The following is an 18,338-nucleotide window of genomic DNA, read 5'->3' on the forward strand; positions in this document are numbered from 1 at the left end:
ACGCCATGCAATGTTTAAGAAATTAACACAGCACGTTAGCTAAAAAAATGAAAGGGGAACAATAGCGACTGTAAAAACTCCTGCCGGTGAATTACGTGCTGCTTGTCTAAAATGAATAGGCTACGGCAGACTTTGGCGAAGCTGCACTGCGAAAAATCAAGATTACCAACCCACAGTGGTTTAACAAAGCCATGTACAACATAGGTGCTAATACTTTCGGCATGCAGGTTTTTTACCAGGGGCAATGACTGCGCCTGTTTTTTGATACCCGACTGGTAACTGCCTGTTAAAGCAGTGCCATTAAACTCGCTTAAGTTGTAAGCACCAGGGTTAAGTACTGCAAGTATAAGAAGGGGTAAAAATAGCTTCAGCAGTACTTTTTGCATTTGGCAAAGGTAGGGGTTATTATACATGTTATGGTATAAAGGGCGCTTTTATTGCACATAGTGGTGTTTTTTTATAATTACTTGTCACAATATCCCCCTTATGTTGTCATGCAAGGCACCCGCGTAAATCTAGTTACCACCGTATGTTTGTATTGTTCAATCAAACAAAATATTAACAGGTAAATCACACTAAAGAATATTACTATGAGCATTTTAACTACAGTTTTGGGCGTAATAGCGGGGATAGTTATCCTTGTTTTGCTTGCGGCTTTGTTTGTGAAAAAAGAATATACAGTGCAAAGCCAGGTAACTATCGACAAAAATAGCCGGGTAGTATTTGATTATATCAAATACATTAAAAACCAGGCCTATTACAGCAAATGGGTATTGATGGACCCTAATGCAAAAATGAATTACAGCGGCACAGATGGCACTGTGGGCTTCACCTCGGCTTGGGACAGTGAAAACAAAAATGTAGGCAAAGGCGTGCAGGAAGTCAAGAAAATACTTGATGGCGAGCGCATAGATTGCGAAATACGGTTTGAAAGGCCATTTAAAAACGTGGCACAAACCTTTATGGAGGTAACGCCAATATCAGAGAGTACTACAAATGTACAATGGGGAATGCTGGGTAAAAATCCATACCCGTTTAATTTAATGAATTTGTTTATACCCGGCATGCTCGAAAAAGATTTGGATACCAGCCTGGGGACTTTGAAAAATAACCTTGAAAAATAGAATAACCGGAACAGATGATAATTAAAAAAAAGCCAAGGCCCAACCCTGAACTCCAAAAACTCGACAAGTTGGTGGGGATATGGAATGTATCAGGCGAGGTATGCGGACAGGTGAGTTATAGCTGGATGGAAGGAGGCTTTTTTTTGGTACAATATATTGATATTGAAGGGGCGAAAGGGCTGGAATTTATAGGGTATGACGAGGAAAGCGGTAAACTAAAATCGCATTATTTTGATGGTGACGGCAAGGTGCTGGAGTACACCTACAATATAAGCGGCATCGACCATATAATTGATATAAAAATGCCCGGCATAACAGGGAAATTTGAAGGGCATTACAGCAATAATGGCAACACCATAACCGGTAGCTGGCATTGGGAGCAAAACGGCGAGGAAATGGCATACAAGGCAATATATAACCGCTTAAACTTAAGTTAATCAATTTATAAACAATAAACCTTTAATAAAATGAAACCAAAAACTATTAAAATAACCTATTGGTGCCTGATCGTATTATTTTCATTAGCCATGCTGGCCGATGCATTTGGCGGAATAACCAAACAACAAGCAGGAATAGATGTGCTGAACCATTTGGGTTATCCTATTTACATTATGCCGTTTATGGGATATCTGAAAGTCCTGGGCGTAATTGCGTTACTGCAAACTAAATTCCGCAATTTGAAGGAATGGGCGTTTGCGGGCTTTGCATTCAACTTTATCGGGGCCGCAGTTTCGCGGGCTGCCATGGGTGATGGGGCCGGAATGGTAGCTATGCCTTTGGTAATGCTGGCGGTGCTGTTTGTTACCTATTGGTTTTGGCGAAAATATGATGCACTTAATAACATCTAAATAAAAAAACATGAAAAACGAAGAGCTTGCGAAAGAGGCAGATCAAACTTTGACAGAATTAATTGCATTGGTAGGAACTGTGCCTGTTGAAAAGTTTAACACCGTACCTTTTGAAGGTAGCTGGACTGCCGGGCAATTGACACAACACATGGTATTGTCGAATTCGGGTTTTGCCGATTTACTAAAAGGCCCGGTAAAAGACACTGAAAGAGCGCCGGATGCCGCAGTTGAAGGGATAAAAAGCGCGTTCCTGAATTTCGATATTAAAATGCAAACCCCTGATTTTATACGCCCTGACGAAAAAAATTATGACAAAGGTGGGTTACTTGCGGCATTATCCGGTATTAAAGCAGACATAATCACATCAGCCGCCACGCTCGATTTATCAAAAACCTGTCTTTCGTTTGAATTGCCGGTACTTGGGTACATAACCCGGCAGGAGGCTGTTAGCTTTGTGATTTGCCATACGCAGCGGCATATACACCAATTAAAAAATATTTGTACTAAACTTATTAACTAAATCACTTTATTAAACTTTACATTAAAACTATTGAGATGAAAAAAATTAACATTATCTATTGGGTATCAACCGGTTTGATACTGGTGATGATGCTCCTTTCGGGAGTTATGAGCATAATAAACGGCCCGGAATCCGTAAAAATGATGCACGACCATTTAGGTTATCCTAATTACTTCACTGTGTTTCTAGGCGTAGCGAAGATATTAGGCATAATCGCAATACTGGTTCCTGGTTTCCCTAAATTAAAAGAATGGGTTTATGCCGGATTCACTTTTGATTTGTTGGGTGCGACCTATTCGTTTATTGCTGTGAAAGACCCCATTAGCAGTCTTGCATTCTTTCCGGTGCTTTTTGCACTATTAATTGTCTCTTATATTTATTTCCATAAAAAGTTGGCCGCTAAGGCTTCGAGCCCGGCCTGAAAATTATCATGACCGAATCAACAACATCAATAAATAAAACAAAACGTTTTTTTTCATTATTAAAACAAGCCATAAACGGCAAAACTGAGCAAGATTATACCATAGGCAGCATCCGCAAGGCAGTGTTCCTGCTGGCCATCCCCATGATTACTGAGATGATCATGGAATCAGTGTTTGCCCTGGTAGATATCTACTTTGTAGGTAAAATAGGAAACGCTGCAGTAGCAACGCTTGCTTTAACAGAATCAGTTCTTAGCCTTGTTTATTCAGTAGCCATTGGCTTAAGTATGGCGGCAACCGCGCTGGTTGCCCGTCGCGTAGGCGAGAAAAATTTGGATGGAGCAGCACATGCAGGTATGCAAACCATTTTGTTCTCAACCGTTCTTTCGTTAATTATATCGTTCACCGGCGTTTATTTTGCCGGGACGATACTGCACCTGATGGGTGCCAGTGACCGGATGATTGCCGAAAATATCGCCTACACACGCATCATGTTTGGCGGTAACATCGTTATTATGTTGCTGTTCCTCATCAATGGTATATTCCGTGGAGCTGGAGACGCCAGCATTGCCATGCGCAGCCTGATAATTGCTAATGTTTGCAACATAATTTTATGCCCCGTGCTTATTTACGGGTTAGGGCCAATTCCGGCTTTAGGTATAAAAGGAGCGGCAATTGCAACTACTACAGGTAGGGGCATAGGCGTATGTTACCAAATGTACCGTTTGTTTATCCGAAAGGGGCTGCTGCATTTTTACGCTGCCCAAATACGGCCGCATAAAGAGTTGCTTATCCAGATTGTAAAAATAGGAAGCACGGGTACTATCCAGTTCCTGGTAAGTTCAGCAAGCTGGATTTTTTTAGCAAGGCTGATGGCGGGATTTGGTGAAGGTGCCATGGCTGGCTACCAGGTGGCTATACGGATGTTGATATTCTTCCTGCTACCGGCATGGGGATTAAGCAATGCGGCTGCAACCTTAACAGGCCAAAACCTTGGCGCAGGCAAACCCGAACGCGCCGAGCAAAGCGTTAAAACAACGGCCGGCTACTCTGTAATATACATGGTGTGTGTAAGCTTGTTCTTTTTCCTGCTCGGCACGCCTGTTGTAAATTTTATGAACAGCGACCCGCAGGCGCGACACTTTGCTATACAGGCATTACAAATAATCAGCCTGGGCTACGTGTTTTTCGGCATAGAAATGGTGATGATGAACGCCTTTAACGGCGCCGGGGATACACAAACGCCAACTTTGGTTAATCTTATTGCGTTCTGGCTATTCCAGATACCGGTGGCTTGGGTATTGAGTACACATTTTATAAAAGAGCCGAGGGGCGTTTTTTATGCTGTATTAATATCGCAGGTAGTGGCCGCGGGATTAAGCTATTACCTGTTTAAAAAAGGCAGGTGGAAGAGGGTAAAGGTTTAGGTTAAAACATTAAAATTCACATTATTATGGTAGAGATATTCAGAACTAACGTGAAAAATAAACGAACGGCCGGCAAGGTGCTAAAAGCATTACAAGCGCACTTGCCCACCTTTCGTTTTAATTTCGACCTTGAGGATTGCGACTGCATATTGCGTGCGCAAAGCAACGGCTGCCCGGTTGAATGCACAAAAATTATACAGATAGTTAAAGACCATTCAGTTGAGATAAGCCTGTTCGAGGATTAGTTAACGTACAGAGGTTTGTCAACTTTTAAAAGTTGACAAACCTTTTGTTTACTCCGCACCCAAATCAACCATCCTGATTTTAATCACGATTTTCTTTACTACATCGTACCCGGCTACCTTAATATTAGGCCGATGGGCATCGCTGGGGAAAAACAGGAAGAACGTGCCGGGCATAGCAACGTAATATTGCCCCTGGACGTTGTAGTTGGCGCTGTCGCCAGCTTCATTATAAGGCTTGGTAACGGTGGCTTTGCTTACCGGGGCGACCCCTATTGTTTCCTGCCCTTTTATAACATATTGCAAATCAATATACTTGCGGTGCGACTCCCATGCCGAAGCTTCAAACTCCTTCGAAGGCGCTTCGGTAATTGTGGCGTAAACGTTAGTGCCATCAATCGGATATTTTCCCGGTTTAAGTTTGGTAAGGTCGCTGTCGCGTAAAAATGCAAAGGCTTTGTTCCATACTGCCTGGTTTCGGTGGTATTGCTCAGCAAACACTTTTTTATTTGTTGATGTATCCAGGTTTAGCTTAAGCCCGTTTTTCCATTCGTTTTTAGCAACCCACTCGGCGGCGGTGGATTTAGTCCAGGTATCTTGTGCTAACGTCGAAATAGCTACTCCTGAAAATATAAAAAGCAAAAGTAGTTTCTTATAAAATGATAAAGATTTCATGGTACAATCAGTTTTTTATTTGTTAGGTTTTTATGGTGACGTAATTTAGCTTTATTTGTAAAAACTATTTCACCTTTTTTTTGAACACGTAAATAGTAACTTTGGTTTCACTTACAACAGCCCCAAATACCTTGAAAGTTCTGCACAGCGTACACCCGGACGATTTTAAAAGTTACAACACATCCTTAATAAGGGAACGGTTTTTAATTGACAATACTGTTCAAAAAGACAAGATCAACTGCGTTTATACGCATTACGACCGGATGATTGTCGGCACAGCGCACCCGGCGAAACAAACGCTGGCTTTAGAGAACTACCCCAACCTTCGGGCTGATTATTTCCTGGAACGCCGCGAAATGGGAATAATAAATGTTGCGGGGGACGGCGTGGTTACGGCCGACAGCCAAAGCTATGAATTGAAAAAGTTTGATTGCCTTTACATAGGCAAGGGCATAAAGCAGGTGACTTTTGCCAGTAAAAATAGTGCCGATGCAGCAGTTTTTTACATACTGTCGGCTCCTGCGCATATGGCGTATCCGACAACCTTTATGGGGATAAATGAGGCTGCAAAAGTTGAAGCCGGTAGTGTGGCAACTGCTAACTTGCGCACTATAAACAAGTACATTCATACTGAAGGTATTAAAAGCTGTCAGCTGGTAATGGGACTTACCATATTAAAGCCCGGCAGCATTTGGAATACCATGCCCGCCCATACACACGACCGCCGGATGGAAGCTTATTTTTATTTCGACTTGCCGGAAGGTCAAAAAATTGTGCATTATATGGGCAAGGGTGATGAATCCCGACATATTATGATGAACAACTACGATGCCGTGGTATCGCCGCCCTGGAGCATCCATTCAGGCAGTGGCACCTGCAATTATAACTTTATATGGGGTATGGCAGGCGAGAACTTGGATTATACAGATATGGATGCGATTTCGATTGGCGACTTACGTTAGTGATTGGTTAATTGGAGGTTAGAGATTAGAAAAAAACTAAATTAATATTGAAGTCTTGAATCCTGGTTCCTGGCTTCCTGATTCTAAAATTATGTCAGATAAATTTTCATTAAGCGGAAAAGTAATAGTAGTAACCGGTGGCACCGGTATTTTGGGTAATGCCTTTGTTAACGGCATTGTTGAAGCCGGCGGCACAGTTGGTATATTAGGTCGCAAAAAAGAGGTTGCCGAAGAGCGGGCAGCCCATATTAATGCAAACGGCGGCAAGGCTATTGCTTTAGTAGCCGATGTAATGAAAATTGACGAGTTAATCGTCGCCAAAGATAAAATCCTGGAAGCCTTCGGCCGGATTGACGGCTTGGTAAATGGCGCGGGTGGCAACATGCCGCAAGGTGTTTTACAACCCGAGGAAGACATTTTTAGCATGAATTTGCAGGGGATGAAAGAAGTGCTGGATCTAAACCTTTGGGGAACCCTAAACCCAACCCAGGTCTTTGGTGAAGCAATCGCCAAAACAGGCAAGGGAAGCATTGTAAACATATCATCAATGAATTCAAAAAGGGCAATAACCAAGGTGCTTGGTTACAATATGGGTAAGGCAGCTGTAGATTGCTATAACCAATGGTTTGCTGTTGAGCTGGCTAACCGCTACGGCGACGCCATCCGCATGAATGCGCTGGCCCCCGGCTTTTTTCTTACCGAACAAAACCGCAACCTGCTTACTACTCCCGATGGCGGTTATACTGATCGTGGCGGCAAGGTTATCCGCAATACACCTTTTAAACGGTTTGGTCATCCCGATGAACTGATAGGCGCAATTGTTTGGCTGTTAAGCGATGCATCCGCGTTTGTTACCGGCTCGATGATTTGCGTGGATGGCGGATTTTCGGCATTCGCGGGGGTGTAAGTAATTAGTGAATTTTAATTCGTTATCCGGGATTTAATAACTTAATATAAATAACTGAACTTCAGTTGTTTATATTAAGTTTCACCAAGATGTCTTTCTCAAACTTTAATGAAAACGAGTGTAAATCTCTTTTTTTTTGTTAATTGACTGATAGTCGACTTTTTAAGTCGGAATATATCAAAATTGTGTAAACCCCTGTACCCCCCTTTTGGTTATTTTAAATATGGGGCCTTATAATTGGTTGTAAAAGCAACCAATTATAACCTTTACAACCACCACAACTCTTAAAACGTCTCCAACCTAAATTGTAACAAACCTGTTATCAATGTATAAACTTATACCCAATAGTTCATACATTAGTTTTATCAATGACAGGTTTTTTCGGGGCCGGTCGGCCTTGAAAAATTATAACCCTGCTAACCAAATCATTATGATAAAAAAACCAATTGCGCTGGTGTTTGCTATGGTTATTTCGTTCGGCGTTTTTTCTCAGGGGGTTACTTTACAGCCGGGCAACCCGTTGACTGAACATTTTTCTCCGGAGCGGTTACAGCGTATCGATAAGGTTATCAAACAATACGTCGACTCCGGCTGGGTGGTTGGCGCGGATGCTTTTATAGCTCGAAACGGCAAAATTGTTTATAATAAGGCGTTCGGCCTGGCCGATATAGATAAAAAAATACCTATGCGCACCGATGAGATTTTTCGCATCGCATCGCAAACCAAGGCCATTACCAGTGTCGCCGTTATGATGCTTTTTGAAGAGGGCAAATTCCTGTTAGACGACCCTATCTCGAGATATATCCCTTCGTTTGCCCACCCTAAAGTATTGGCGGAGTTTAACCCTAAAGATTCCACTTATACCACTGTTGCTGCCAGGCGTGAAGTAACGATACGTGATTTACTAACCCATACGTCGGGAGTGGATTATGCCCAAATTGGTTCAAACAGTATGAAGGCCATCTATGCAAAAAATGGTATTTATGCAGGTTTTTTAAGCGAGAAGCTATTGCTCGGCGATGCCATCAACAAACTTGGTGCACTGCCGCTGGTGCATCAACCCGGCGAAAAATTTACCTATGGTTTAAGCATCGATGTGCTGGGTTACCTTGTTGAGAAGGTATCAGGCAAATCCCTCGACCAATTTTTTAAAGAACGAATATTTACCCCGCTGGGGATGAATGATACCTATTTTTATCTGCCCCAATCGAAGTACCCGAGATTGGCGGAGGTTTACACACCCGATAAGCAGTATAAACACCTGGTTAAGTGGGACAAAACTACATTCCCGGGCGTCGACTTCAATTACCCGCTATCAAACGGCACTTATTACGCCGGTGGGGCCGGGCTGAACTCAACTGTACAGGATTATGCCACTTTTTTACAGATGATGCTCAACGGTGGTATTTACAACGGCCACAGGTTACTATCACGGCATACTGTTGAGATGATGACAATGAACCAGATAGGAAACTTGAATTTGAACGCAGAGGGCAACAAGTTTGGTTTAGGGTTTGAGGTTTTCACCAAAAGCGGACAGGCAAAGCTTGGAGAGACAGAGGGTTCGTTTAGCTGGGGTGGTTTTTACGGCACTATTTACTGGGCCGACCCCAAAGAGCACATGGTATGCCTGCTTTTTGTACAGGAATGGCCCTATCCTCACGGCGAATTGTCTGACAAATTTAAAGTGCTGGTATATTCGGCGCTTGAGTAAGTCCGAAAGTCCGAAAAGTCAGTAAAGTCCGAAAGACGAAAACCAGCGTAATCGGTATAATCCAAAAATAATAATCGGTGAAATCACATAAACCATGATAAACAGGAGAAAATTCATTAAAACCACCTCGGTAGCAGGCACCAGCTTTTTGCTGGCGCCGCAATTGGGTAAAGCCGCCGGATTTTTCAAAGGCTCGCCAAATGATAAAGTGGTGGTAGGCATGATGGGCACCCACAGCCGAGGCCTCTACCTGGCCCAAAACTTTGCCAAAATACCCAATACCGAAATTGGTTTTGTGTGCGATGTCGACTCGAAAGTAGTAGAGAACACCATTGCCGATATTTATAAACGAACAGGCAAAAAGCCTGAAGGCTATACCGACATCAGGAAATTACTGGAGCGCAAAGACGTTGACGCAATAGTTATCGCCGCACCCGATCATTGGCATGCCCCCGGCGCAATTATGGCTTGCCAGGCCGGTAAACATGTTTATGTTGAAAAACCCTGCAGCCATAACCCGCACGAAGGAGAAATGCTGGTAGCAGCATCAAAAAAATATAACCGGTTGGTACAAATGGGTAGCCAAAGGCGGTCATTTAATAACGTGCAGCAAATGGTGAAGGAACTGCACGATGGAGTTATCGGTCGCACTTATTATGCAAAAGGCTGGTACACCAATCACCGGGATACTATTGGTATTGGTAAACCGGCTGCGGTACCTGCAAACCTTAACTACGAGATGTGGCAGGGGCCGGCGCCACGCAGGCCATACCAGGACAACCTGATACATTATAACTGGCACTGGTTTTGGAACTGGGGTACCGGCGAAGCATTAAACAACGGCACACACGAGCTGGACGTAATCCGCTGGGGTTTGGGTGTCGATTTTCCAACTAAAGTTGTTTCCACTGGTGGCCGATTTCATTTTAAAGATGACTGGCAAACACCGGATACCCAAAATATCCTTTACAACTTCCCCAATAACACCGTAGCTGAATGGGAGGGAAGGAGCTGCAATGGCTATAATATTGAGGGTCTTGGCCGGGGCGTAATATTTTATGGCGATAAAGGCACGTTGTTTTACACTGGCGGTAATGGGTATAAAATTTACGATGGTGAAAACAAACTGGTGCGCGAGGTAAAAGACGAAGCGCCGGTAGATGCCACCAACAAAGTAAGCCCAACCGAAGCGCTGGACGGCGCGCACATGGCAAATTTTATCCAAAGCATACAAGGCACTGCCAAATTGAATTGCCCCATTGAAACCGGGTTTAAATCGACCCTGTTACCCCAATTGGGCAATATTTCATACCGGGTTGACCGGGTGCTACACATTGACCCAACCAATGGTCATATTTTACACGACCCTGAAGCGCAGAAACTTTGGAGCAGGGAATATGAAAAAGGATGGGAGCCAAAAGTGTGATCATGGACTACAAAGAAATAAGCGTATGGTCACTCATTACAAATAACGAGTTCGAAAAGGCGTGTGAAAAAGCAGACGAGGAATACCGAGATTCGGGTAATATTTTTCCCCTAAGAAATAAGGTTTATGCATTATTTCATTTAAAAAAGTATGATGAAATCATCTCGATATCTAGAAAATGTATTGAGGCTAGAAATGGTGAATCGAGTGGCGATTTTATAAGTTTAGGTATTGCAAATTGGATTCTCGGTAATGTACCTAACGCAATCGGGATATGGAAGCAAGCACAAAATTGCCCTTATAAGGACGCTGCGGGAGGTATTGATACCCAGGTATTCTTATATTTTGCGGCAGTTAAAACCCACGACGATAAACTCAAATTAAACACCAAAAGAACAATAAAAAAGCTACTAAAAACAAAACGTGCTATTAATTATCCTGGACCGCTCGGGCATTATCTGTTAGATGATATTGATGAGCGACAATTAGTCAGTTACGTAGCGAATGTTCCGATACTTCGGGAAAGGCAGTTATGCCAGGCTCATTTTGTTTCCGCCATCAAATCATTGGAAGGCGGCAGTATTGAAAGATATTATAGAATGTTAAAAGCGTGTATAAATCACGGGTCGTCCTCTTATCTTGAACAAATGTATTACCTGGCAAAAATAGAATTGGAAAACAAGCCGCAAATAACAAATTCTGGTTTACTTTCTTAACATAACGATATCAAGCAATAAAATCTAACTAATAATAACTACAATCGATATGAAAAAACAAACACTGAGTACGGTAATATTGTTGACTACGGTTTTTATCATGCCGTTGATGTCCCAGGCCCAAAACACCCCCGGCCTGTTTGATGGTAAAACCCTTAAAGGCTGGCATAAGTTGGCCGGCACTGCCGATTACAAAGTAGAAAATGGCGCTATTGTTGGTACCACCGTATTAAACTCTGGTAATACTTTTTTAGTGACAGATAAAGAATATGGTGACTTTATCCTGGAACTGGATACTAAAATTGAGAGCAAGCTTAGTAATTCGGGTGTGCAAACCCGCAGCCACTTTGACCCGGCCGGGCATGACGGCAAAGGGCTGGTTTATGGCCGCCAGTTTGAAATTGACCCATCGGACAGGAAATGGTCTGGTGGAATTTATGATGAGGGCCGGAGAGACTGGCTGTACCCGCTTGATTTACACGAAAAAGCAAAGGATGTTTTTAAGGTTGGTGAGTATAACCACGTTCGCATAGAATGCATCGGCAACGAAATGCGCACCTGGATAAATGGCGTTGCAATAGCTGATGTGGTGGATACCGTAGATAGCAAAGGCTTCATCGGGTTGCAGGTTCATGCAGTTACCAAAGAGGAGCAGGCCGGAAAAAAGGTGTATTTTAAAAACCTGCGTATTCAAACTACAAACTTAAAGCGACTGCCTTTCCCTAAAGATATCTACACAGTAAACCTGGAACCCAATTCACTGTCAGCAAGTGAAAAAGCCGCAGGTTGGAAATTGCTCTATGACGGGCATACAAACAAGGGCTGGCATGGCGCAACTCTTACAACTTTCCCGGCAAAAGGCTGGGAGTATGCAAACGGAATAATGCACGATTTACCCTCTGAAGGAAAGGAAGAATCGGGTGGTGGCGATATTGTAACCGATGATTTGTACAGTGCGTTCGACCTTTCTTTTGAATTTAAGCTAACACCAGGTGCAAACAGCGGGGTGAAATATTTCGTAACCCTTAGCGAGCAAACCAAAGGTTCGGCAATAGGGTTGGAGTACCAGGTACTGGATGATAAACTGCACCCTGATGCTAAGCTTGGCCGCGACGGAGATCGTACACTGGCATCGTTATACGACCTTATCCCAGCCAAAAAGCAGGACCGTTTTGTACACCCCATAGGCGCATGGAATATAGGCCGCGTAGTTGTTTACCCCAATAACCATGTGGAGCATTATTTAAACGGAGTTAAAGTATTGGAATACGAACGTGGCTCAAAAGCTTACAAAGATTTGGTTGCCATCAGCAAATATGTAATCTGGAAAAACTTCGGCGAGGCAAAGAAAGGTCACATACTGTTACAAGACCATGGTAACGAGGTGTTTTTCAGGAGTATAAAAATTAAACCGCTAAACCGTTGATTTTTTTGATTACGTTGATTTCGCTGATTTTTGTTAATAAAGCAATCAGCGAAATCAACGTAATCATTCTTACATCAACGGTTTTTTTGAAAGCTATAATACAGGTAAAACAACGATGGCAATATTAACAAACTGCCGATTAATAGGCCTAACCCTAAATCGGTAATGGTTTTCTCCGGTGCCTGGTAGGCAAAAAGTGACAGGTTTTGTCCTCCTTTTACCATTAGCAAGTAGGGCCAATGCATATAGCCAACTGCCAGCAAGATCATCGTTACCTGGAAACCCGCGCCAATACGGATTATTTTGCGCTTGCCTTTATTAATTAATATCCACGAAGCCGCTAATGAAACAGACGCTGCAATTACTGCGGTTAAGCTAACCGGGTTGCCGAATATCCAACGTGCCAGGTGGATGTTTTCTACTTCGGAGGCCAGGAATACCAAACCGCCAAACACAACAGCGAAAATATTCATTATCCTGGCCTTCAGGATAAACCGGCGGACATCATGTTCATTATCTGCCTCGCCGATTAAGTAAATTGCTGCAAGGTATCCGCTCAAAGCTACCGTAAATAAGCCAACGGCTACGGAGAAGTAGTTTAACCAGCTAAAAATGTAAGCATCTAAAAATGAGGTCGCGTGTAAATCTATCTGTCTTGATACTGCACTGCCGGCGATAATTCCTAAAAATAAAGGCGTAACAAAGCTTGAGTAAACAAATACCCGGTTGTAGATCTTCTGTGTATGGGCGCCCTTAATAGCATCATAATTCCTGAAGGCAAAAGCTGTGCCCCGGGCGGTAATGCCCAGTAACATGATCAGCATAGGTATATGCAGGTAAGTACACATGGTGCTGTAAACAACCGGGAAGCCTACAAACATAATTACGACAGCGATAATCAGCCACATATGATTGGCCTCCCAAATAGGGCCAATGGCGTGGTAACTGGTCTGGCGCGTATTTTGCTTGTTTTTTTGCGAGGTAAAAAGCTCGATAATACCTGCTCCAAAATCGGCGCCACCAAGCAGGAAGTATAATACGATGGCTGAAAATAAAAATGCAGTTACTACAAATATCATAAGCTTATTTTAAAGGCGGCAACAGGTGCGCAGTTAAATAATAATTATACATTTCATCGGTTAGCTGAAACCTCTCCTTTATCACCAGCAAACGGTTAATTTCAAATATTTCGCTTTCATAATCGCGCACGTAATTGTAATCGCAGTATTGAAATCCACCTTCCGCATTATATACAAATTTGCAATAATTGGGGTCGATGTCGTTGCTATATTCACCTATGTATTTGGTGGTTTGCTCATAAATAGGCTGGCCGGAAACCAAATCGATTGGTTGGGTGCACAGTATAAAATCATCTGCATCAGCTAAAAATTTCCATTTTTCGGTAAGGTGATCCTCGGTGTAGCAATTTACGTTGATGATGGTAAAATCGCGGTACTGTTCTCTTGCTCTTATGTTGAAGGGAACTCCGTGGGGTTGTAATGCGGCAACAGCATCATCGACGGTCTCACCGTTATCTCTGTAATAATGTATCCGCACCAGTTTATCGTTGTCATACATTTCTTCCCTTTTTACCAAACCACCTGCCTCAACAAATACCTTCGAGTACTCATCCAATAACAAAGCCTGTGCTTCGCTTACTTCTTGTTCCCGGAAATTTTTATAGATAACTTTCATCTAGTTTTAAGTTAATTCCGGTTCAGTTTTTCGGTCGTACAATTCAGGAACCATCTTTATCTGCCTGCTTAATAGAAACACTACCGCTATGCTTAAAATAAGGTAAACTGCGGTGAACAGGTAAAACGAATATTGTATCCCCGGCATTGGCGTAACGGCCTCGCTTGTTCGCATTACACCCTGAATAATCCAGGGTTGACGGCCTACTTCGGTAACAGTCCAGCCGGCCTCAACAGCTATAAAACCAAACGGGGTAGAAAGGATAAATAGATTGAGAAACCATTTTTTCGATAGCCAGCTACGCTTTTTCCAAATGGCAATAAAATATAATATTCCAACAAGCATCATTGTCGACCCGATGGCTATCATAATTTCAAAAGCGATATGTGTTACTGCGATGGGTGGTTGATTTTTTATGGGGATGGTATCTAAACCTTTAACAGGCTGCTTGAAATTATCGTACACCAAGAAGCTTAACAACCCCGGTATCTCGATGCCATAGTTAACCTTTTTGTGGATGGTGTCGGGTATTCCGCCAATAGTTAGCGGGGAATAGGGCTGGGTATGGAAATAAGCTTCCATGGCAGCCAGTTTAGCGGGCTGTTTTTCGGCTGCATTTTTTGCGGATATATCGCCGCTGAGCGGCTGCAATATAGCAGCTATCGCCCCAAAAACTATTGCAATTTTAAATGCTTTGGTATGAAACAGCACATTCTGCTTTCGTGCTATCATTAAAGCATGAATACCTGCAACTGCAAAGCCTGTTGCCGAAAATGCAGCAATAGTCATATGCAACGCTTCGGAGAACCAGGAGCCATTGAACATGGCTTTTATCGGGTCGATGTTAAGGTATTGGCCGTTAATGTAGTCAAAGCCTGCCGGGCTATTCATCCATGAATTTGCCGATACCACTAAAATACCCGAAGCTATTCCGCTGACACCTACCATTATCCCGGTTATCCAATGGAACCATTTGTTAAACCTGTTCCATCCGTAAAGGAAAAAGCCAAGCGCAATTGCTTCTATAAAAAATGCCACGCCCTCCAGCGAAAATGGCATCCCGAATATGGGCCCGGCATGCTCCATGAATTTTGGCCAAAGCAAGCCAAGTTCAAACGACAAAATAGTGCCTGATACAGCCCCTGTAGCAAAAAATATTGCCACGCCTTTGCTCCAGGCCTGGGTGATGTTCTTGTAAACAGGTTCGCTGGTTTTTATCCATTTATAATGCGATATGGCCATGAAAACCGGCATCACCATGCCGATGCAGGAATAGATGATGTGGAAACCCAATGAAATGGCCATTTGCGACCGTGCGGCTAAAAAATCGTTCATTGTAATTATATTTTATTATTCGGGCAGACGCTCGCGTAGTAACCCATAAACCCATGTTCCGGCTACCGCACTTAGCAATGTTACAATAGTCACTAAAAAACCGCTCCCAATTTGTGCATATAACGGCCCCGGGCAAGCGCCGGTGATTGCCCAGCCTATACCAAATATCAGTCCTCCATAAATATTTCCTTTGGTGAATGGCTTCGTTGGTATGATAATCTTTTCACCTTCGGTGGTTTTGATGTTGATTTTTTTAATGATAAACACTGAAATCATTCCCACTGCAATGGCGCTGCCAATTATCCCATACATGTGAAAAGCCTGTAGCCTGAACATTTCCTGGATCCGGAACCATGATATTACTTCCGACTTTACCAGCACAATACCAAAAAATGCACCGGCAATTAAATATTTAATGTTCCGCATTATAATTTAATAAGGTAAGGTAAAATAAACCAGGTGCTCACCAAACCACCTATCATAAAGCAGCAGGTAGCAACTAAGGATGGCCCCTGCAGGGTTGCAATACCCATTATGGAGTGACCTGATGTACAGCCGTTAGCCCACCGGGTTCCAAAACCTACCAAAAAACCGCCTACAACCATGAACACAAAGCCCCGCAACGTTAGCAATTGCCGAAAGCTGAAAATATCATTTGGTAAAAGTCCGCTGAAATCTTTAATGCCCTGGTGTTTAAGGACAGCTGTTGTGTCGGCAGATAGTTTAACAGCGTGCTGCCCGTTTAAAAAATGTGCGGCTATAAATCCTCCTGCAACTATACCTGCTACAAAAAAAAGGTTCCATGCTTCTTTTTTCCAGTCGTATTTAAAAAAAGAAATGTTTGCCGGGATACATGCGGCGCAAATGTGTTTTAAAGACGAAGAGATACCGAATGGTTTATTGTCCGCAAGTAATAATATTGGCACAATAAGGCCTATAAGCGGGCCGGCGATATACCAGGGCCAGGGTTGTTCTAAAAATTCCATTTGATGCGATGATGTACAAATATATCCATAACTGAAAGGAAGTAAGGGGCATTAAATAAATGATTGCTAAATAGAATATTTCTAAATATTACCCTGTATGATGATTTTTGAAAAAAAAGTTTGCATTGCTAATCAAAAAAATATATACATTTACTACCGAATAATAGACCAAATTTTAAACCCAATTAATTGAAACGGCTTATAGCTATAGCTTTATTGAGCATTCACCTGTTTAGCATGGGTGGATATTCGGTGCTGTTTCAATATTACATCCACCAGTCGGATGTTAAAATGGTAAAAGAGATCTTCGATAACAAGGTGGATAACTCCAAATTAATCGAGATAAAAATACCTGTCAACATGCCTACCATACAGGATTGGGACGAATATGAAGTTATCACCGGGCAGATCCAGTTAAAAGATGCCTATTACAATTATGTAAGGCTAAGGATGACCCGCGATACGATGTATTTTGTTTGCGTGCCCAACACCAACAAAACACGGCTGGTTAATGCTAATATTATCACCGCAAAAGAAATTAACGATGTGCCAATCAGCAAAAAAGGGCACGATGCGCCAGTAAAAAAAGTAAACATTTTAAGTGAGTATAATATCCAGGCGTTTCAGTACAACTATGTTGCTCCTGAAATGCAGCTTAAACCTAATGACAAATCTATATTTGTTAAAGTAACCAATCCGTTCATTGCCTCACCCGGCAAACCCCCCAATTTCGGCTGCTAAAGCTGCTTTATAACATTGTTTGTGCTGTCTTATTAATTAGGACTGTTAATTCAATTTGTTTATAGCTTAAAATTTGTCAATCGTACGTTTTACGTGTGGCGTTTTGCTATAGCTTTTCATCAAAGTTTTGCTCGCAGCTTTTCTATTTTACCGATGCCGCTTACTTAGCGGCGCCAAATTAACCGTGTAACTTTTTATTTTTCATTCTTACATTTTTTAATTAAACCCATGATTAAATCTTTACAACTGTACCTATGCAGGTATTGTTTAGTTGTGTGCTGTTGCTTTGTGTTTTGCAAAACGGCGAGTGCGCAAACCGATGCCGATGCATTAATGATCCCGAAAAATTACTTCTGCACAGGTGTTGTTTATACCCATAGCAGCTGGACTAATTACTGGGAAGGCACTTTTAAACGTGATAATGCCAACATTGGCAAGCTATCCTCAAACACCTACACCGTTGTTGGCAACTACGGGCTTACCAACAAGCTTGATTTTATTTTTATGGCCCCGTACATTAAAACTAATGCTTCGCAAGGTACGCTTAAGGGCCAGAGCGGGGTGCAGGATTTAACACTTGCTTTAAAATATCTTGCCTATAACACCGAGATTGGCAAAGGTATTTTTAGCGTGCACGCTATTGCCGAGGGCTCAATCCCTTTAACCAATTACGAGCCAGATTTTCTGCCTGTATCTATCGGCTTACACAGTAAAAGTATTTCGCTTCGCGGATTATTAAACTACCAGGTAAAACAATTTTTTATTGCCGGCGCCGGTCAATATGTTCTGCGTAGCAATATCACCATCGACAGGAACGCCTACTACACCGACCACTTGATTTACAGTAACCAGGTTGATATGCCCAATGTAACCAACTTTTTATTAAGCGCCGGTTATCGCAGCTTGAAATTAAACATTGAAGGTATTGTTTCAAAAACTACTTCGATAGGCGGTTTTGATATCCGTAAAAATGACATGCCTTTCCCAAGTAACCGCATGAATATGACAACTGTGGGTGGTCTTGCAAAATACAGCTTCGAAAACCTTACAGGTCTTGAACTTGTCGCAGGAGGCAACTACGTAGTAAGTGGGCGTAATGTTGGCCAAAGTACCAACCTTTTCGCCGCTGTGTACTATATTTTAGACTTTAACAAAAAAACTAAATAGATAAA

The 18,338-nt window shown here is 42.5% G+C and carries 22 protein-coding genes; 15 read left to right on the forward strand and 7 right to left on the reverse strand.

Translation table 11 applies throughout. The annotated features are described in order from the left end of the window. Positions 1–35 precede the first annotated feature (35 nt). Positions 36–386: a hypothetical protein gene (locus Q0R52_RS22185; RefSeq protein ID WP_295798682.1), complete on the reverse strand. Its 351-nt coding sequence runs from the start codon at positions 384–386 to the stop codon at positions 36–38. 204 nt (positions 387–590) lie between these two features. Here Q0R52_RS22185 and Q0R52_RS22190 point away from each other — a divergent pair, with 204 nt between their 5' ends. Genes Q0R52_RS22190 through Q0R52_RS22220 form a run of 7 tightly spaced genes read left to right on the forward strand, consistent with a single transcriptional unit; the run spans position 591 to position 4,586 of the window. Next, entirely contained in the window at positions 591–1,124 is a 534-nt protein-coding gene (locus tag Q0R52_RS22190; protein WP_295798685.1) for an SRPBCC family protein, read from the forward strand. 14 nt (positions 1,125–1,138) lie between these two features. Further along, positions 1,139–1,561 carry a hypothetical protein gene (locus tag Q0R52_RS22195; protein ID WP_295798688.1) on the forward strand — a complete coding sequence of 141 codons (423 nt, stop codon included), beginning with the start codon at positions 1,139–1,141 and terminating at the stop codon, positions 1,559–1,561. 30 nt (positions 1,562–1,591) lie between these two features. Further along, positions 1,592–1,972, forward strand: coding sequence for a DoxX family protein (locus tag Q0R52_RS22200; RefSeq protein WP_295798692.1), 381 nt, complete (start codon positions 1,592–1,594; stop codon positions 1,970–1,972). Positions 1,973–1,982: 10 nt separating this feature from the next. Continuing rightward, positions 1,983–2,492, forward strand: a complete 510-nt coding sequence (locus Q0R52_RS22205; protein WP_295798696.1) for a DinB family protein — start codon at positions 1,983–1,985, stop codon at positions 2,490–2,492. 35 nt (positions 2,493–2,527) lie between these two features. Continuing rightward, on the forward strand, positions 2,528–2,914 hold the full coding sequence (locus Q0R52_RS22210) for a DoxX family protein (RefSeq protein ID WP_295798699.1): 387 nt from the start codon (positions 2,528–2,530) through the stop codon (positions 2,912–2,914). A gap of 8 nt (positions 2,915–2,922) precedes the next feature. After that, on the forward strand, positions 2,923–4,341 hold the full coding sequence (locus tag Q0R52_RS22215) for an MATE family efflux transporter (RefSeq protein WP_295798701.1): 1,419 nt from the start codon (positions 2,923–2,925) through the stop codon (positions 4,339–4,341). 26 nt (positions 4,342–4,367) lie between these two features. After that, positions 4,368–4,586 (forward strand): hypothetical protein, encoded by a 219-nt coding sequence (locus Q0R52_RS22220; protein ID WP_295798702.1) that lies wholly within the window; start codon positions 4,368–4,370, stop codon positions 4,584–4,586. 48 nt (positions 4,587–4,634) lie between these two features. Here Q0R52_RS22220 and Q0R52_RS22225 read toward each other — a convergent pair whose 3' ends face one another. Then, entirely contained in the window at positions 4,635–5,258 is a 624-nt protein-coding gene (locus Q0R52_RS22225) for a YhcH/YjgK/YiaL family protein (RefSeq protein ID WP_295798705.1), read from the reverse strand. 131 nt (positions 5,259–5,389) lie between these two features. Here Q0R52_RS22225 and kduI point away from each other — a divergent pair, with 131 nt between their 5' ends. The 6 genes from kduI to Q0R52_RS22255 all read left to right on the forward strand — a co-directional run bounded on the left by kduI (position 5,390) and on the right by Q0R52_RS22255 (position 12,409). After that, the gene (gene kduI, locus Q0R52_RS22230) at positions 5,390–6,220 is read left to right on the forward strand and encodes a 5-dehydro-4-deoxy-D-glucuronate isomerase (RefSeq protein WP_295798707.1); all 831 of its coding nucleotides are present in this window, start codon (positions 5,390–5,392) and stop codon (positions 6,218–6,220) included. Between the two features lie 91 nt (positions 6,221–6,311). After that, positions 6,312–7,127, forward strand: a complete 816-nt coding sequence (locus Q0R52_RS22235; protein ID WP_252793302.1) for an SDR family oxidoreductase — start codon at positions 6,312–6,314, stop codon at positions 7,125–7,127. 430 nt (positions 7,128–7,557) lie between these two features. Beyond that, positions 7,558–8,841, forward strand: a complete 1,284-nt coding sequence (locus Q0R52_RS22240; RefSeq protein ID WP_295798709.1) for a serine hydrolase domain-containing protein — start codon at positions 7,558–7,560, stop codon at positions 8,839–8,841. Between the two features lie 94 nt (positions 8,842–8,935). Continuing rightward, the gene (locus Q0R52_RS22245; protein ID WP_295798711.1) at positions 8,936–10,267 is read left to right on the forward strand and encodes a Gfo/Idh/MocA family oxidoreductase; all 1,332 of its coding nucleotides are present in this window, start codon (positions 8,936–8,938) and stop codon (positions 10,265–10,267) included. A 2-nt stretch (positions 10,268–10,269) separates the two neighbouring features. Then, positions 10,270–10,983 carry a hypothetical protein gene (locus tag Q0R52_RS22250; protein ID WP_295798714.1) on the forward strand — a complete coding sequence of 238 codons (714 nt, stop codon included), beginning with the start codon at positions 10,270–10,272 and terminating at the stop codon, positions 10,981–10,983. A 49-nt stretch (positions 10,984–11,032) separates the two neighbouring features. Continuing rightward, positions 11,033–12,409 (forward strand): DUF1080 domain-containing protein, encoded by a 1,377-nt coding sequence (locus Q0R52_RS22255; protein WP_295798715.1) that lies wholly within the window; start codon positions 11,033–11,035, stop codon positions 12,407–12,409. 74 nt (positions 12,410–12,483) lie between these two features. Here Q0R52_RS22255 and Q0R52_RS22260 read toward each other — a convergent pair whose 3' ends face one another. The 5 genes from Q0R52_RS22260 to Q0R52_RS22280 are packed head-to-tail and all read right to left on the reverse strand — an operon-like array spanning position 12,484 to position 16,425. Further along, the gene (locus tag Q0R52_RS22260) at positions 12,484–13,488 is read right to left on the reverse strand and encodes a cytochrome d ubiquinol oxidase subunit II (RefSeq protein ID WP_295798718.1); all 1,005 of its coding nucleotides are present in this window, start codon (positions 13,486–13,488) and stop codon (positions 12,484–12,486) included. A 4-nt stretch (positions 13,489–13,492) separates the two neighbouring features. After that, positions 13,493–14,104, reverse strand: coding sequence for a hypothetical protein (locus tag Q0R52_RS22265; protein ID WP_295798721.1), 612 nt, complete (start codon positions 14,102–14,104; stop codon positions 13,493–13,495). 6 nt (positions 14,105–14,110) lie between these two features. After that, complete coding sequence (locus Q0R52_RS22270) at positions 14,111–15,439, reverse strand: cytochrome ubiquinol oxidase subunit I (protein ID WP_295798724.1); 1,329 nt, start codon at positions 15,437–15,439, stop codon at positions 14,111–14,113. 15 nt (positions 15,440–15,454) lie between these two features. Next, the gene (locus Q0R52_RS22275; protein ID WP_295798726.1) at positions 15,455–15,865 is read right to left on the reverse strand and encodes a DUF6691 family protein; all 411 of its coding nucleotides are present in this window, start codon (positions 15,863–15,865) and stop codon (positions 15,455–15,457) included. Beyond that, on the reverse strand, positions 15,865–16,425 hold the full coding sequence (locus tag Q0R52_RS22280) for a YeeE/YedE thiosulfate transporter family protein (RefSeq protein ID WP_295798728.1): 561 nt from the start codon (positions 16,423–16,425) through the stop codon (positions 15,865–15,867). The genes Q0R52_RS22275 and Q0R52_RS22280 overlap by 1 nt, the downstream gene beginning before the upstream one ends. A gap of 189 nt (positions 16,426–16,614) precedes the next feature. On the opposite strand from Q0R52_RS22280, the gene Q0R52_RS22285 reads away from it, so the two are divergent. Together Q0R52_RS22285 and Q0R52_RS22290 are read left to right on the forward strand one after the other, a co-directional pair. Then, a complete protein-coding gene (locus Q0R52_RS22285) occupies positions 16,615–17,166 on the forward strand; it encodes a hypothetical protein (protein WP_295798730.1) in 552 nt (183 codons plus the stop codon). A 228-nt stretch (positions 17,167–17,394) separates the two neighbouring features. Further along, on the forward strand, positions 17,395–18,333 hold the full coding sequence (locus tag Q0R52_RS22290; RefSeq protein ID WP_295798733.1) for a transporter: 939 nt from the start codon (positions 17,395–17,397) through the stop codon (positions 18,331–18,333). Positions 18,334–18,338: the final 5 nt, after the last annotated feature.

The sequence above is a fragment of the Mucilaginibacter sp. genome (assembly GCF_025359345.1).
Taxonomy (GTDB): domain Bacteria; phylum Bacteroidota; class Bacteroidia; order Sphingobacteriales; family Sphingobacteriaceae; genus Mucilaginibacter.